Origin of the sequence: Phyllobacterium myrsinacearum (genome assembly GCF_014138285.1) — a bacterium.
Classification (GTDB): domain Bacteria; phylum Pseudomonadota; class Alphaproteobacteria; order Rhizobiales; family Rhizobiaceae; genus Phyllobacterium; species Phyllobacterium myrsinacearum_A.
In genome coordinates, this window is the sequence record NZ_JACGXN010000001.1 from 263,982 (window position 1) to 277,543 (window position 13,562).

The following is a 13,562-nucleotide window of genomic DNA, read 5'->3' on the forward strand; positions in this document are numbered from 1 at the left end:
TTGATGTTTTGATCAAAAGCAACACGCCGTGCTAACCTTTCGTTAAGAGTGCCTTCACACGTCCGCCATTATTATATGATCCAACAGTTCTGGATCCTGGGGCTGTCATGTGATCCTATTCGAAAAAACTGGTCGTCTGTATGCTGAGAACTTCTGTTTTGCGTCATGTTCTTCTTGCGTCGTCCCTGTTTGTGACGACGGCCTCGCTTGCGCAAAATTCAACACCTCCTATCCCGACCCTCAAGCCATTTGCGCCGACGCAAACACGGGTAAGTCCTGCTGCGCAGATCCTGGCGAAACCCGATCCTGTTACAACATCAGGCATCACCCAGCCTTCCAAACCATCGGCCATTGCCGGCAGCCTGAAAAGCGGGCTTGACGCGCTTTCAAGCGGCGATGTGCAGCAGGCCCTCGGCATCCGCAATGGCCTGCCGGTCAATGCTCTCGACCGGCATATCCTGACCTGGGCCATTGGTTTGTCGAATGCACCGGGTGTCCCCAGTTCGGAAATTGCCCATGCAGCCGCGGAATTGCCGGGATGGCCCGGCATGGCTACCTTCCGCAATAATTCGGAACGGGCGCTCTACAAGGAGAACCCGGCTCCCGCGACAGTGATCAGCGCCTTTGGCGGCACTCCGCCGCAAACGGCCGAAGGCACAATCATTCTCGCGCGGGCTTTCGTCGCAACGGGGAACCCCATGCGAGCTCGTCAGGTGCTCGGCCCTTTCTGGCGCACGAAAAAGCTCGACGATGTACAGGAAGCGATGATCCTGAAGGAATTCGCAGCGGTTATTCCGCGCGAGGATCATATGATGCGCATGCTCACCATGCTTTATGAAGGCAAGGCAAAGTCCGCCGGGCGTGTCGCCAAACTCGCCAATGCGGAATCGCTCTATGACGCATTCGCCGCTGTTCTACAGAAATCACCTGACGCGGCCAAGAAACTGGCGGCAATCAGCAGCGCGTGGCAATCCAATCCGGCCTATATCTTTGCCAAGGCACAGTATCTGCGCCGTCAGGAGCGCTTCAAGGAAGCTGCCGATGTCATGGCGACCGCGCCGCGTGATGCCGTATCGCTCGTTGATCCCGACGCATGGTGGGTAGAGCGGCGTGTGCTTTCGCGGGAGCTGCTGGATATTGGTGACGCAAAGCGCGCCTATCAGGTTGCGGCGATGCACAGCGCAGAAACGCCTGCGGTGGCAGCGGAAGCCGAATTTCATGCGGGCTGGTACGCCCTGCGCGCCCTGAAAGATCCGCAGACGGCACAGCGCCATTTTGCCCGCATTGCCGAAATTTCATCACGCCCAATGTCGGCTTCGCGCGCCTACTATTGGCTCGGCCGTTCGGCAGAAGCCGGCGCTGGCGGCAATGCCCGTGATTACTACGGCCGTTCCGCCCGCTATGGCACGACGTTTTACGGCCAGCTGGCCGCCGCCAAACTTGGACAATCGAGCCTGCAGCTTCCCTATCCGAAACCGAGCGATGCCGATCGTGCACGTTTCACCCAGCGCGAGGCCGTTCGTGCCATCTTGCGCCTCGAAGAGACCGGATACGACCAGCGTGCCGCCATGCTTTATACCAGTCTGAGCCAGGAACTCGACAGTCCGGGCGAGCTGGCTTTGCTGGCCGTAATGGCAGAGCGCAAGAGCAACCACTTCGTTGCCCTGCGGGTCGGCAAGACCGCAGCGCAGCGCGGCATTGATGTTGGGGCGCTCTCGCATCCCATCGGGGCTATTCCGCAGAATGCCAATATATCCGGTTCCGGCGCGGCACTCGCCTATGCGATTGCGCGGCAGGAGAGCGAGTTCAATGCCGGCGCGGTTTCAAGCGCCGGTGCGCGGGGTCTGCTGCAATTGCTGCCAGGCACGGCAAAAGACGTCGCCAAACGCGCCGGCATCTCCTACTCCAAGGACCGGCTCACGGGCGATGCAGCCTACAATGCAACCTTGGGTGCGCGGTTCCTCGGGGAACAGATCGCAAAATTCGACGGCTCCTATGTGCTGACCTTTGCCGGTTACAATGCCGGTCCCAGCCGGGCAAACGAATGGGTTTCACGCTATGGCGATCCCCGCGGCAAATCGGTGGATGAGGTCGTGGACTGGATCGAGCGCATTCCCTACACGGAGACACGCAATTACGTGCAACGTGTCATGGAAAACTATGAGGTCTATAAATCGCGACTTTACGGCAAGGCCCAGATCGAGAGTGATCTGACCGCCGGAAGATTGCAACGGTAGCCCGCCTGAAACTCAACAACAGGATTGCAGATTGGCCGATTCATTTCGTGAGATTCATTTCGCTGCCCCCGATGGTCTGAGCCTTTACGCGCGCCTGTACGAGCCGGAGATCAAGACAGACAACCTCCCCGTCGCATGCCTGCCGGGCCTCACCCGCAACAGCCGGGATTTTCACGAGCTTGCCCTCTTTCTGTCGCAGCATCCGCAGACACGGCGCCGGGTGATAACCTTTGATTATCGTGGCCGTGGGCTGTCGGCCTATGATCCAGACTGGTCCCACTACAATATCGGCACGGAAGCCGGCGATATTATCGCAGGTCTTGCCCATCTTCAGATCAGCAGGGCGATCTTCCTGGGAACCTCCCGTGGCGGGCTTATCACCCACATTCTGGCGGCGTTTGCCCCGCAGTTGCTGGCCGGTGTCATCTTAAACGACATCGGACCCGAAATAGCAGTCGAGGGATTGAAACAGATCGCCGGTTATCTCGATGGAGCGCGCCAACCCGGGAACTGGGATGATGCAGCCGAACTGCAGCTGGCGGTGCATGGTTCAGCCTTCCCTGCCCTGACGAATGCGGATTGGCACCGGTTTGCCCATGCGATCTATCGCGAAGACAATGGTATTATCCGTTCGGATTACGATTCAAATCTTCTGAAAACAATGGAAGGTGTCGACTATTCGCAGAAACTGCCCGATTTGTGGGCCCAGTTCGACCTGATGAAAGATCTGCCGTTGCTGGTTATCAGGGGCGAAAACACCAAGCTGCTCGCGCAGGAAACCGTTGACGAAATGGCGCGGCGGCATAACGCGCTTCAGCTGTTCAACGTTGCCGGTCAGGGTCATGCTCCGTTGCTCGAAACGGGACGTCTGCCTGACCTGATCGCAGCCTTTGCGTCTGGCGTCGATCTGCGTCCGGCCTAGCTTTTCGCAGGTTTTTTCGCCTGCACTTTGGGCTTGGCTTTTGCGGCAGCCTTCGGCTTGGCCGGTGCTTCCGCCACTGGCTTCGCCAGTGCCGCAGCCTGTTTTATCCAATTTTCGCGATGCGCACGGCCCGGGAAACCGATTGCCCGGCTGACCCATGCCGCCTGATCTGCGTCCCAGCCGGCAATCTGGTCGAAGTGAAATACACCGAGTGTGTAGAGCTCCGACTGTATGACATTGCCGATGCCGTCAATATCCAGCAATCGGTCAGGCTTGCCTCTCCGCGCGTTCTTCAACGTTGCCGGACGATGTTTGTCATCTTCCGTTGTCTTGGAGGGACGCGCGTGCGCACTCTTTGCGCCGCTCTTTCTGGCCGGGGCTCTGGTCTTCGCCTTTACCGTGCTGCTGACAGCTGAATCTGCAGACACGGTAGCAGCGGCCATTGCGGGAATCGGCTCGGCGGGGGGAACCATCGCGACAGTGTTCGAAGCGGGCTTGTTGACATCATCATTGGCAGGGGTGACAGCCGCTGCAAGACGCGCATCAGCCGCACGCGTAGAATCCTGAGATACAGAATCGGTTTTTGGCGACAACCCTTTGAAAAAACGTCCTAAAATTGCACCGATAACAAAGGCCGCTGCAACGAGTAAAAGGGACTGTACAAGAAAAATGACCATAGCTCTTTACTCCGGTTTCAAGAGAGATCAGTTGCGCTTCTCACTGTGGGTCGACCAGCCGACATAGAAACCGACGAGAACAGCCACCAACAGAAAAAGCCACAGCTTGGTGATGAGATACATCATTGTACACACTCCTGTTGAATGCGCCCGAAATAGCGCCGCCCCGTGACTATCATCCGGCATTGCTGACGGCTGGAGGAGCCAGCTTTACTTCACCGACTTTACCATTACCCGGAAGCTGTGTCTTCAACGCGTTGGTGATCGACTCATAATCAGCCGCATTTGCCGCTGTTCCGTTGATGCCGTAGGTCTCACCGGCAAGGCTGATCTCCCCGCTCACCAATTGTGATGCCTGTTGCAGGGCGAAATTGGCAAGTTCAACAAACCCGTTCGGTGCGCCACGCGCAACAGCCATCTCATCGAGGATATCAATTCCCGGCATGGCATTTTCAGCGGCGGCCAGGAGTTTCGCGCGCGTATCGCCATACGGAACATTTCCAGACAGAAGAACCCCCTGATCGGACTTCGTGACCACGAAACTGAAGGGTTCCACCAGCGGCAGGAGTGTTGCGGCGTTTTCAACCACGCGGATACCGTTGGTTTCATCGGCTATCTTGAGCGCCGACGCGAGTGCCTCTTCGGAAGGTGCTACACCTTTTAATATCAGATCGCGACCGTCCACCTCGATACTGGCCCAGCTGTTGTCAACTTCCAGTGCAGCGGCGACCGAATCGGTCAGTTGACGGTCTATCGGCTCGGCAAGGAACCAGCCGGCAAGCGTCGTTAAACATGCAACGGTGATGATACCGGGCCAAAACCAGCTTTTGACGATGTGCATGTGCAACGTTTTCCCTTGTGGCAATCGGACAGAATGCTGTCTTGCCCCATGTCATCGGGAATATCAACATGGCGGCTGGCATCAAATGCGTTCTGCAAAATGCATGCTCAGCTGCGCGCAAAGAAAAACCCGGCAGCTTGCGCTGCCGGGTCCTGATGACCTTTAATCCTAAGAAGGATTAGAAGTTACGCTGGAAACGGATCATGCCCTGAATGGCATCGTCCTTGCCACCGCGCTGGCTTTCAGCGAAGTCCTTACGAGCGCCATCGAACTTGGTGTATGTTACTTCAGGAGTAATCGTGAAGCCAGGAACCAGTTCGTAAGCGACGTTCAAAGTACCAGAATATGTACCTTCTTCTTCGTAAGCGAGCTGTGCGTTAACAGTTGCCTTTTCGGAAACCTTAGCGGACAGACCACCCCAAACAGCCCAATCGCCTTCCCATGTGCCGAACCAGTTACGGTCGCCATTTACACGGGAGTCATAGTTGGACTGATAGCCACCCATGACGAATGCCTTGACTGTGTCGGTGAACTTCACGTCCAAACGCAGCTTACCGGCCCATTCTTCAACCTTGGAGTCATAACCAACAACACCGGAGATGCCGCCCCAAGCCTGCTCGTACTTTGCACCAGCAAGAACGTGTGGCATGTAGTCGTCGATACGGTAGTCGTAATCGAAGAAGCTTGCAGTCTGTTCCTGGCCCTGTTCAGCAGCGATGATCGCCGAGAAACCGTTGCCGCCAGTGAACGTGTAGCTAACCTGGTTCGATGTGCCTGACTGATAGTTGATCACGTCATCGTTGATGACGTCGCCAGCATAACCGGTCCACGAACCGAACAGTTCGTCAGCAACACCGATGCGGAAGCCGCCGAGTTCGATGTAAGCCTGAGGAATCAGACCACCGCTGTTGGAACCGTCGGTGTAGTTGAAACGTGTTTCAATGTAGGAACGCAGTGTGCCGAGTTCGGTTTCCGAACGAGCGTCAAAACGAACAGTTGCACGTGTCTGCTTATTCCAAGTACCGCGCTCACCGCCGATATAAGCGTCATCGCCGCCCTTGGCGTCATAACGCAAGTAACCGCCGATTTTCAGGCAGGTTTCGGTGCCTGGGATGTAGAAGAAGCCGGCGCCGTATGCGTCGCAAACGCGAACGTATTCGACAGCTTCTGGCTCGGCAACGACAACTGCATCGGCAGCGCGTGCGCCAGTTACTGCAACGAGGGCTGCAGCGGAGCCGAGTAGAAGGCTCTTGATGTTCATTTCTGACCTCCAGTCAAAGTTAAAAATGGGTCTGGGCATTCCAATTTGGCTGAAGGACAACCTTGTCCCCATCCCCTAAGTCCAAGAAGAAATGCGATCGACGCCCTTCCTCTGCGACCGAACATACTCGCCATCTCCGGGGTTTCAACCATGAATGTCGGCATCCACACCCCACTGGGGCTCTATGCCTTATCCCTGTTGCACAAATGACACGAAATCGTCGCCGCCCCGGCGAAATCTTTACCACTCATTAATATAGGTAACCGGATTTTCATAAAATCGTCGGCGCCGATGGCGGAATTGGAACGGTGTTTTGATTGGGAATCGGGCATCAATCACCTGCACAGTTGCTGTGCGTGAATCGAATCGAACCGATTGCACGCCGATTCTGACAGGTGGTCCGCCATGACTTATTTCTATCTGATTGTCGCCATAGTTTTTGAAGTTGCTGCCACGTCTGCCCTCAAGCAAGCCGATGGTTTTACAAGGCTCTGGCCATCTCTGATCTGTTTGGCGGGCTACGCGGCCGCCTTTTATGTCCTGTCCATTCTGATCAGAACCATGCCTGTCGGCATTGTTTACGCAATCTGGTCCGGTGCCGGAATCGTGCTGATCGCAGCAATCGGCTGGTTCTGGTTCAAGCAACCGCTTGATCTGCCTGCCATTATAGGCCTCGCACTCATCATTGCTGGTGTTCTCATCGTCAATTTGTTCTCGGGAACCGTCGGGCATTGATGCTCTAACGCCTGGCTGATCTCCCAAAATCACCACGGCTTCCGGTCAAACTGTGACTGGAGGTCAGAAATGAACATCAAGAGCCTTCTACTCGGCTCCGCTGCAGCCCTCGTTGCAGTAACCGGTGCACGCGCTGCCGATGCAGTTGTCGTCGCCGAGCCAGAAGCTGTCGAATACGTTCGCGTTTGCGACGCATACGGCGCCGGCTTCTTCTACATCCCAGGCACCGAAACCTGCCTTAAGGTATCCGGCCATGTACGGTTTGATACCAAGGGCGGCGACGACGTCTCCAAGGGCGGCAAACTTGGCACCTGGAAACTGAAGTCACGTGCCACGATTCGCTTCGATGCCCGTTCGGACACCGAATTGTGTACGCTGCGTTCCTTCGCCGAAACACAGTTCAATTATGCGGACGCTGAAAACAGCGCGGCAATCCCCCATGCGTATATCTCGCTCGGCGGCTTTCGCATCGGTGTCACCGACTCGCTCTACGACACATGGACCGGTTCCGCCGGTAACGTATTGAATGATGGTGTGATTGCCTATGCCGGTGATTCCACCAATCAGGTCAGCTACACATTCACTGGCGGCAATGGCTTCTCAGCTCTGATCGGCGCAGAGCAGGGTGACAAGGATCACCGGATTACTGACTACCTGCCGCACGTTGTGGCTGGTGCGAAGTTCGAACAGGGCTGGGGCGACATTGCCGGTGTTGTCGGATATGACTCTGTTATTGAAGAGTTCGCCGGTAAACTCCGTCTGGACGTGAAGCTCACCGAAGCGATATCCGCCTTCATTCTGGGTGGCTATCAGTCCGGCTATGGCGATCATCTGAAAGAGCCCCGCACCAGTTCCTACTATGGTTCATGGGATGGTGACTGGGCACTCTGGGGTGGTCTGTCCGCCAAGGTTTCCGACAAGGCTACAGTCAACGCGCAGTTGGCCTACGAATCCGAAGGCACCTACGCCGGTGCACTCGGCGTCGGATACGAGCTGGTACCCGGGTTCACGATCACGCCTGAAATCAATTACACCAAGTTCGATGGCGCCCGTAAGACCAAGTCCCTGGCTAATAAAGGCGGCGACGACGCGATTGGCGGTTTCCTCCGCTTCCAGCGCAACTTCTGATCTCATGACTTGCATAACCAACGCCGGGGATTTTCCGGCGTTGGGTTTTTTCCCTAATTCATATTCAACAATCAATTTTCAGCGTTCGTAGCTGCGACGCACAGACATTTACCGAGAAAGGATTCCGAAACGGCTGCGAGCCGAGGAGACATTGAAATGTTTGGGCAATACCGCTGGGAACTGGTTGTTGACGGGGCTGTGCAAGGCTTCCTCGAATGGATTGGTATTAGTCTAAAGTGTTACAACCCACCCGATTGTGCTTTTCAGAAAGACGATTACAACTCGTGGCATATTCTTTTTATGCATATTTTTCTGATTTAGAGTGCAATCATTATGACAATGTCACCCATGGGTACGACACGGCCGGACACGAAATTTCCGGTCCAGTTTCAGTATAATCTCACTTACGCATCCGCGGATCACGCCACCAAACGGCTGGTCAAGGATCATTCTCTCAGTGAATTGACCGCACATTATATCAGCATCCTGTGGGATGAGGGTTCGCACAAGGGCAACGTACGATCCTTCCTCGGTGAGATCGGCGAGATTTTGGGCGGTGAACGTTTCAGCATCTTTTCACAGGAAATGCTGGATTCTGTGATCGGCACGTTACGCGAACGCGGCAATAGCAACGCAACCATCAATCGAAAGATGGCTGCCTTGAGCAAATTGCTCCGGAAAGCGTGCAAGATGGGCGATATCTATAATCTGCCGGAATTCCGCCGCCAAAAGGAGCGGCAGGGCCGTATTCGTTTTCTGGAAGCAGAGGAAGAAGCGCGCCTGTTCTCGGCGATCAGGGTCAAATGCGAGGACAGTTACCGTTTGAGTATCTTTCTCGTCGATACGGGTTGCCGGCTCGGTGAAGCCATCGGGCTGAGCTGGAACGATCTGCAAGGAAGCCGTTCAACATTCTGGCTGACCAAATCCGGACGCAGCCGCACGGTTCCACTGACGAGACGGGCCCATGAGGCCACCCAAATTCCACGCAGCCGTCTGAAAGGCCCCTTCTCCATGCACAATCAGGTGCGATTCCGCGCCATCTGGAACGAGGCCAAGCTGGAAGTAGGATTGGGAGCAGACGATCAGGTCGTCCCTCATATCTTACGGCACACCTGCGCCTCACGGCTGGTGCGCGGCGGCATTGATATCCGGCGCGTGCAGATGTGGCTTGGTCATCAGACATTGCAGATGACCATGCGCTACGCACATCTGGCGACCAATGATCTCGACTCCTGCGTGGTTGTTCTGGAACAAAATAAAGGCTGCGGAGCCGGCATGGCCGGGTGATCCGCGCGTCACAAGCAAGGTGTTAGCGTCAACTGATCAGCGGGAAAATCAGTCCGGCGATGACAAGGGCAAGCAACCCGAATACTGCCGGCAATCCTGCCGCGATCGTTGGCCCGGTCGTGTGCAAGTCCCGTCCGGTTGTCCGGTAGATTCGCGTGAAAGATCGGGCCTTTACAATCACCATCATGGTGCGAATGAAGGCACCACCAATCCCGACGAAGACAATACGGGCCTCAACGTCGCCGGGCCTAGCGGCATATCCATTCTCCTCAGGCCCTCACCGGCCATTACAGCATCGGGACGATGTGTCCGCAGTGGGTACGGTGAACTGCCGGCTTAACGCGAGAAGCCGTAAACCAGTATGGTGCGGCTGTGACTGAAGGTGACAGCAAAACCGTCGCTATATGGACTGGCGAGGTATGGATCGGCCGGCAGTGCCTGACCGGTGAAATCGTAACCCGTATTCGTTTTAAAGCTCTTGAGATCCGCTTCCTCGGACAGCCAAGGCGGCAAGACATCTACGCTGGCAGCCGGAAGCTTCTGACCGGAGGCGAGTTTCGCCGCGACTTTTGCAAAATCCGCATCCGCGTAGGTGAGAAGCGCGTAAAGGCTCGAATCGGATGGGCCGAAAACTTCACCTTCCCCCTTCTCGCTGACCGACCATTTGACGGCAATCGGCTTTGGATCGAGATGAATGAACTTCGCCAGGATCGCAGCATCGGTGCTCACGGGTATTGTCATATCGGCCTCGCTCTTAGAACTCGCCACGGCGAACAGGAATATAGGCGTGAGGAAAATGGAAAAGATGTTTCGCCGGGATATCATATGCGGTTCCTGGCACGCCGATTATCCGACGGTTGCATCTGGCGCAACCATGGGACCATCGACACATTGAACCCGGCTGCCGGCTTGCCGGTCCAGCTGACATGCCGCTCGAGGGTCGAATAATTCATATACTGCTTGGCCAACCCTGTGATTTCAAAGATCCCATTGTCGCTGTCGGGAATGCCGGTCGCAATATCAGCGGCGCCCGGATTGAAATTATACCGGTCCTCGGCATGGAGAACGAATGTCATTTCAAAATCCGCGCCATTGGCCGGCGCATTCCACTTGGCTTTGACATCACCGCTGATCCAGATTTGATGGGCACCAATGGCCTTTTGCCAATTTTCCGTTTTTGGATAGGGGAAATAACTGTTGGTGCCGCCGCAGGCGATTGCAGTACCGGTGAATTGGAATACACCATCTGCTCCGGAATAGAGCAGCGTATGGATGTCGTAGGCTGCTCCCATCGCCTCAACCATTGCCGACTGCAATGTGACCTGCCCTGATGGATCATTCGCAACGTAACGCTCATAGCCGAATGTGCGATCGCTGCCGCTGCCGTCCAGAAAATGGCGGTATGCCGCCAAAGCATCGGGAAGATTGTTGTGTGGCACCCCCGGCACGCCCTGTATCGATTCGCCCAGCTCCAGTTTCGCACGCCACCGCGCATAGTTCATGCGATCCTCGGTCGTCGGGGCGCGCCGGGCAAACTTGTCGAGAAAACCATTGTCATGTGTGATACTCGGCCGGTGCGGAGCACCCCGTCGATAAATAGCGTATGTCATAGGCTGCCTCTTTGATACCGCACACACCCTGAATTACACGAGCTGAATGACACCGACAAGTCATGCGTTACGGGCAAGTTTCAGGATCAATCGATTTGAGGCTTTGAATGCCCGCAAGGGCCATATGCTTTATCATGGGAATATAGCGGCATCATCTGTCCGGACAGGTTTATCAGCGTGATTCAATAGATATGGCCATCTCCATAAAATCATGCACCCAACTTGCCTGTAACCAGATTCGGTCAGAGCGCCGATACAGGCTTTCGCGCGCGCACCATGAGAGTCCAACCCAGCCCCATGGCCTCCTTCAACTTGTCCAGACGATCCCCTATTAGCGCTCGAACGGGTCGATTCAAGGTTCGCGAGTGCAGTATCCTCAAGAGGCCCTTATTGGCTCTTGGTGTTACGGAGAAGAGTTCGATGATCTCGAAGTGCGCAGACAAGAGCGACGCGAGTTCTGTCCTGTCAACCCATTGCCGGAGTTGACCCGGGCCCGGCGGTGGAATGCGGTTATATTTCTGAAGAACGGTCTTGTTCTGAGTGGCCAACATCAAGTAGCCGCCGGGACGCAAATGGCTTGCAAGTTTGGTTATAAACGCTGGCTGGTCAGCTATGTGCGACAACACTTCAAGACAGACAATGACGTCAAAGGACTGGATGCCGAAATCGAGTCCCATAAAGTCTCCGGAAACAAATCTCACCTGAGGTATGTTTTGTTGTGCCCGCGCAAGAACCTCATCAGAAAGATCTGTGCCTGTAACCTGACCGAACTGTGAAAGTTCGTCGGAAAACCAGCATGCTCCGCAACCAACCTCCAGAATGTCGAGTGTTTTACTGCCCTGCCGCATGAGCCAGTCACGGACTACTGCTGCCTGGCGGAAGGATACCTCATCAAGATGCATCTCCCGAGTCGAAGCGTTCCACTCATTCCAGAAGCGCTGCTGCATAGCAATCGGCGCACCCATGACCAGCCCCCGATATCATAACCACAAACCAATGCTGAAGCCTACCATCCCGATTGCTTGAGACGCATTCATCCAATCGGATAACAAACACAGCATTCCAGCCAGTCAGCACACGACAACTGCTTTGGGATCAACCAATGCAATTCTCCCGAACAGGTCCAGCAGAGCAACGATCGCGCCCGCCTTCATTACGCCTCCGGCCATCCGCCAAATATAACGAAAGGGTGAGCGATCGAATTTTGCTGAAATGACCTGTAACCGGCGTTTGCCGCCGTTTTCTGTCGTCAACTTTCCTTTCACAGAATTTTCGACAGACCCGCATAAAGTCCTTGCCAACAAGGGGTTTCATCTTTAGTCAGCGTCCTTGGAGAGGTGGCCGAGTGGTCGAAGGCGCTCCCCTGCTAAGGGAGTAGACCCGTTAAACGGTCTCGAGGGTTCGAATCCCTTCCTCTCCGCCATTTACTTGGATTTTCATTTTCTTTTTCAAGTACTTCAGCATTTTTCCTCGGGAGAAACCCCGTAGCGGCTTTCTCGCTAAAGTGGTGCAGAAGCTGTGATGCGTCATCACAGCTACAGACCCGAAAACGGAATTCTTGCTTGATTATCGCATGATTTCCACGCGCCATTCACTCTACCACGCCTCAACGGACAGATTCAGGTATAAGGAATCAGACTCCGCGTATTGCGTGAGTGGAAAATCGAAGCTCTGGTGAACCGTCTCCTGAAGAAGACGTCTCAGCCATCGTTTCAGATCGTTGTGATCGACCATCGCAACATGGGAAGGCCAACGGACCGATGGTTCAACTATATTGGACAAGCTTTTAAACTCATGAAATACCGAAGGCGTTGCTTTTTAAAATGAGTGGAAAAATCACCGTGGCTTCGAACACCAAAGACGATCGCGTGACTGAAGCGCGGCTTGCAGCGATTGTGGATAGCTCATTCGACGCGATCATCAGCAAAGATCTCGACGGAAACGTGAAGAGCTGGAATAGAGCGGCCGTGCAGTACTTCGGCTATTCCGCTGAAGAAATGATTGGCAAAAGTATAAGGATCCTGATTCCAGCGGACCATCAGGACGAAGAGGATGCCATACTTGCGCGCATCAGGCGCGGCGAGGTCGTAGAAAGCTTTGAGACGCAACGTCTTACGAAGTCAGGTGATTTGATTTTCGTATCACTCACTGTCTCGCCCATCAAAGACGCCACGGGCCGCATCGTCGGAGCATCAAAGATAGTCCGTGATATAACGGCGACGAAGGAGAACGAGCGGCGAATCCGCATTCTTCTTCGAGAGGTAAACCACCGAGTCAAGAATCAGTATGCCGTCATCCAGTCGATCATTCGAGAGACTGCAAAACGAGCCGAGAGTGTGGATTCTTTTGCGTCGCAGATTAATTCCCGCATCTCTTCGTTGGCGAGTTCGCACGATCTGCTTGTCGCAACTGATTGGCGTGGCGCATATTTAGGAACGCTCATTGAAGACCAGTTGCGCCCCTTTGGTCATGACGGTCTCGTACATCTGTCGGGACCACTCCTAAACCTGGCTCCGCATGCCGTTTTAAACATCGGAATGGCAATTTATGAACTGGCAACCAACTCAGCAAAATACGGCGTTTTCGCAACGTCGGAAGGGACAATTGCCGTTACCTGGCGTGTGCTTCAGGAAGATGAAAAATACCTATCTTTGACATGGAGCGAAACGGATAATGTTCCGGGTGACGCGGTTGAGGACAAGAAGCAAAGGACAGGCTTCGGCAGCATTGTCCTATTTCGGGTGGCGCCGTCTTCACTCAACGGGACGTCAACATTTACCCGAGAAGGTGGGCTGCGCATCTGGGAACTAAAAGCACCCCTCGATCAATGCCTCCGGGAAAAAGAAGAGGGGTAAAACCGGATC

Annotated in this window: 13 protein-coding genes and 1 tRNA gene; 7 read left to right on the forward strand and 7 right to left on the reverse strand. The window is 54.9% G+C overall.

Annotation, left to right across the window (positions count from 1 at the left end; translation table 11 throughout):
* Positions 1 to 140: 140 nt before the first annotated feature.
* Together FHW16_RS01395 and FHW16_RS01400 are read left to right on the forward strand one after the other, a co-directional pair.
* The gene (locus FHW16_RS01395; RefSeq protein ID WP_182547384.1) at positions 141 to 2,237 is read left to right on the forward strand and encodes a lytic transglycosylase domain-containing protein; all 2,097 of its coding nucleotides are present in this window, start codon (positions 141 to 143) and stop codon (positions 2,235 to 2,237) included.
* A 31-nt stretch (positions 2,238 to 2,268) separates the two neighbouring features.
* A complete protein-coding gene (locus FHW16_RS01400) occupies positions 2,269 to 3,159 on the forward strand; it encodes an alpha/beta fold hydrolase (RefSeq protein WP_182547385.1) in 891 nt (296 codons plus the stop codon).
* Here the strand turns inward: FHW16_RS01400 and FHW16_RS01405 are convergent.
* The 3 genes from FHW16_RS01405 to FHW16_RS01415 form a co-directional block, all read right to left on the reverse strand.
* On the reverse strand, positions 3,156 to 3,836 hold the full coding sequence (locus FHW16_RS01405; RefSeq protein WP_182547386.1) for a hypothetical protein: 681 nt from the start codon (positions 3,834 to 3,836) through the stop codon (positions 3,156 to 3,158). The two genes, FHW16_RS01400 and FHW16_RS01405, sit on opposite strands and share 4 nt — an antisense overlap.
* Positions 3,837 to 4,011: 175 nt before the next feature.
* The gene (locus FHW16_RS01410) at positions 4,012 to 4,677 is read right to left on the reverse strand and encodes a BON domain-containing protein (protein WP_182547387.1); all 666 of its coding nucleotides are present in this window, start codon (positions 4,675 to 4,677) and stop codon (positions 4,012 to 4,014) included.
* 178 nt (positions 4,678 to 4,855) lie between these two features.
* The gene (locus FHW16_RS01415) at positions 4,856 to 5,938 is read right to left on the reverse strand and encodes a porin (protein WP_182547388.1); all 1,083 of its coding nucleotides are present in this window, start codon (positions 5,936 to 5,938) and stop codon (positions 4,856 to 4,858) included.
* A gap of 405 nt (positions 5,939 to 6,343) precedes the next feature.
* Here FHW16_RS01415 and FHW16_RS01420 point away from each other — a divergent pair, with 405 nt between their 5' ends.
* The 3 genes from FHW16_RS01420 to FHW16_RS01430 all read left to right on the forward strand — a co-directional run bounded on the left by FHW16_RS01420 (position 6,344) and on the right by FHW16_RS01430 (position 9,088).
* Positions 6,344 to 6,673 carry a DMT family transporter gene (locus tag FHW16_RS01420; RefSeq protein ID WP_182547389.1) on the forward strand — a complete coding sequence of 110 codons (330 nt, stop codon included), beginning with the start codon at positions 6,344 to 6,346 and terminating at the stop codon, positions 6,671 to 6,673.
* 69 nt (positions 6,674 to 6,742) lie between these two features.
* The gene (locus FHW16_RS01425; protein WP_182547390.1) at positions 6,743 to 7,801 is read left to right on the forward strand and encodes a porin; all 1,059 of its coding nucleotides are present in this window, start codon (positions 6,743 to 6,745) and stop codon (positions 7,799 to 7,801) included.
* A gap of 339 nt (positions 7,802 to 8,140) precedes the next feature.
* The gene (locus FHW16_RS01430; RefSeq protein WP_182548865.1) at positions 8,141 to 9,088 is read left to right on the forward strand and encodes a tyrosine-type recombinase/integrase; all 948 of its coding nucleotides are present in this window, start codon (positions 8,141 to 8,143) and stop codon (positions 9,086 to 9,088) included.
* Positions 9,089 to 9,424: 336 nt separating this feature from the next.
* On the opposite strand, the gene FHW16_RS01435 is transcribed toward FHW16_RS01430, so the two are convergent.
* The 4 genes from FHW16_RS01435 to FHW16_RS01450 form a co-directional block, all read right to left on the reverse strand.
* Entirely contained in the window at positions 9,425 to 9,829 is a 405-nt protein-coding gene (locus tag FHW16_RS01435; RefSeq protein ID WP_182547391.1) for a hypothetical protein, read from the reverse strand.
* Between the two features lie 80 nt (positions 9,830 to 9,909).
* Positions 9,910 to 10,698, reverse strand: coding sequence for a hypothetical protein (locus tag FHW16_RS01440; protein ID WP_182547392.1), 789 nt, complete (start codon positions 10,696 to 10,698; stop codon positions 9,910 to 9,912).
* Positions 10,699 to 10,940: 242 nt separating this feature from the next.
* Positions 10,941 to 11,663: a class I SAM-dependent methyltransferase gene (locus FHW16_RS01445; RefSeq protein WP_182547393.1), complete on the reverse strand. Its 723-nt coding sequence runs from the start codon at positions 11,661 to 11,663 to the stop codon at positions 10,941 to 10,943.
* Between the two features lie 105 nt (positions 11,664 to 11,768).
* Complete coding sequence (locus FHW16_RS01450) at positions 11,769 to 11,951, reverse strand: hypothetical protein (protein WP_182547394.1); 183 nt, start codon at positions 11,949 to 11,951, stop codon at positions 11,769 to 11,771.
* 78 nt (positions 11,952 to 12,029) lie between these two features.
* Here FHW16_RS01450 and FHW16_RS01455 point away from each other — a divergent pair.
* A tRNA-Ser gene (locus FHW16_RS01455) sits at positions 12,030 to 12,121 on the forward strand.
* Between the two features lie 418 nt (positions 12,122 to 12,539).
* The gene (locus FHW16_RS01460) at positions 12,540 to 13,553 is read left to right on the forward strand and encodes a sensor histidine kinase (protein ID WP_348643839.1); all 1,014 of its coding nucleotides are present in this window, start codon (positions 12,540 to 12,542) and stop codon (positions 13,551 to 13,553) included.
* Positions 13,554 to 13,562 lie beyond the last annotated feature (9 nt).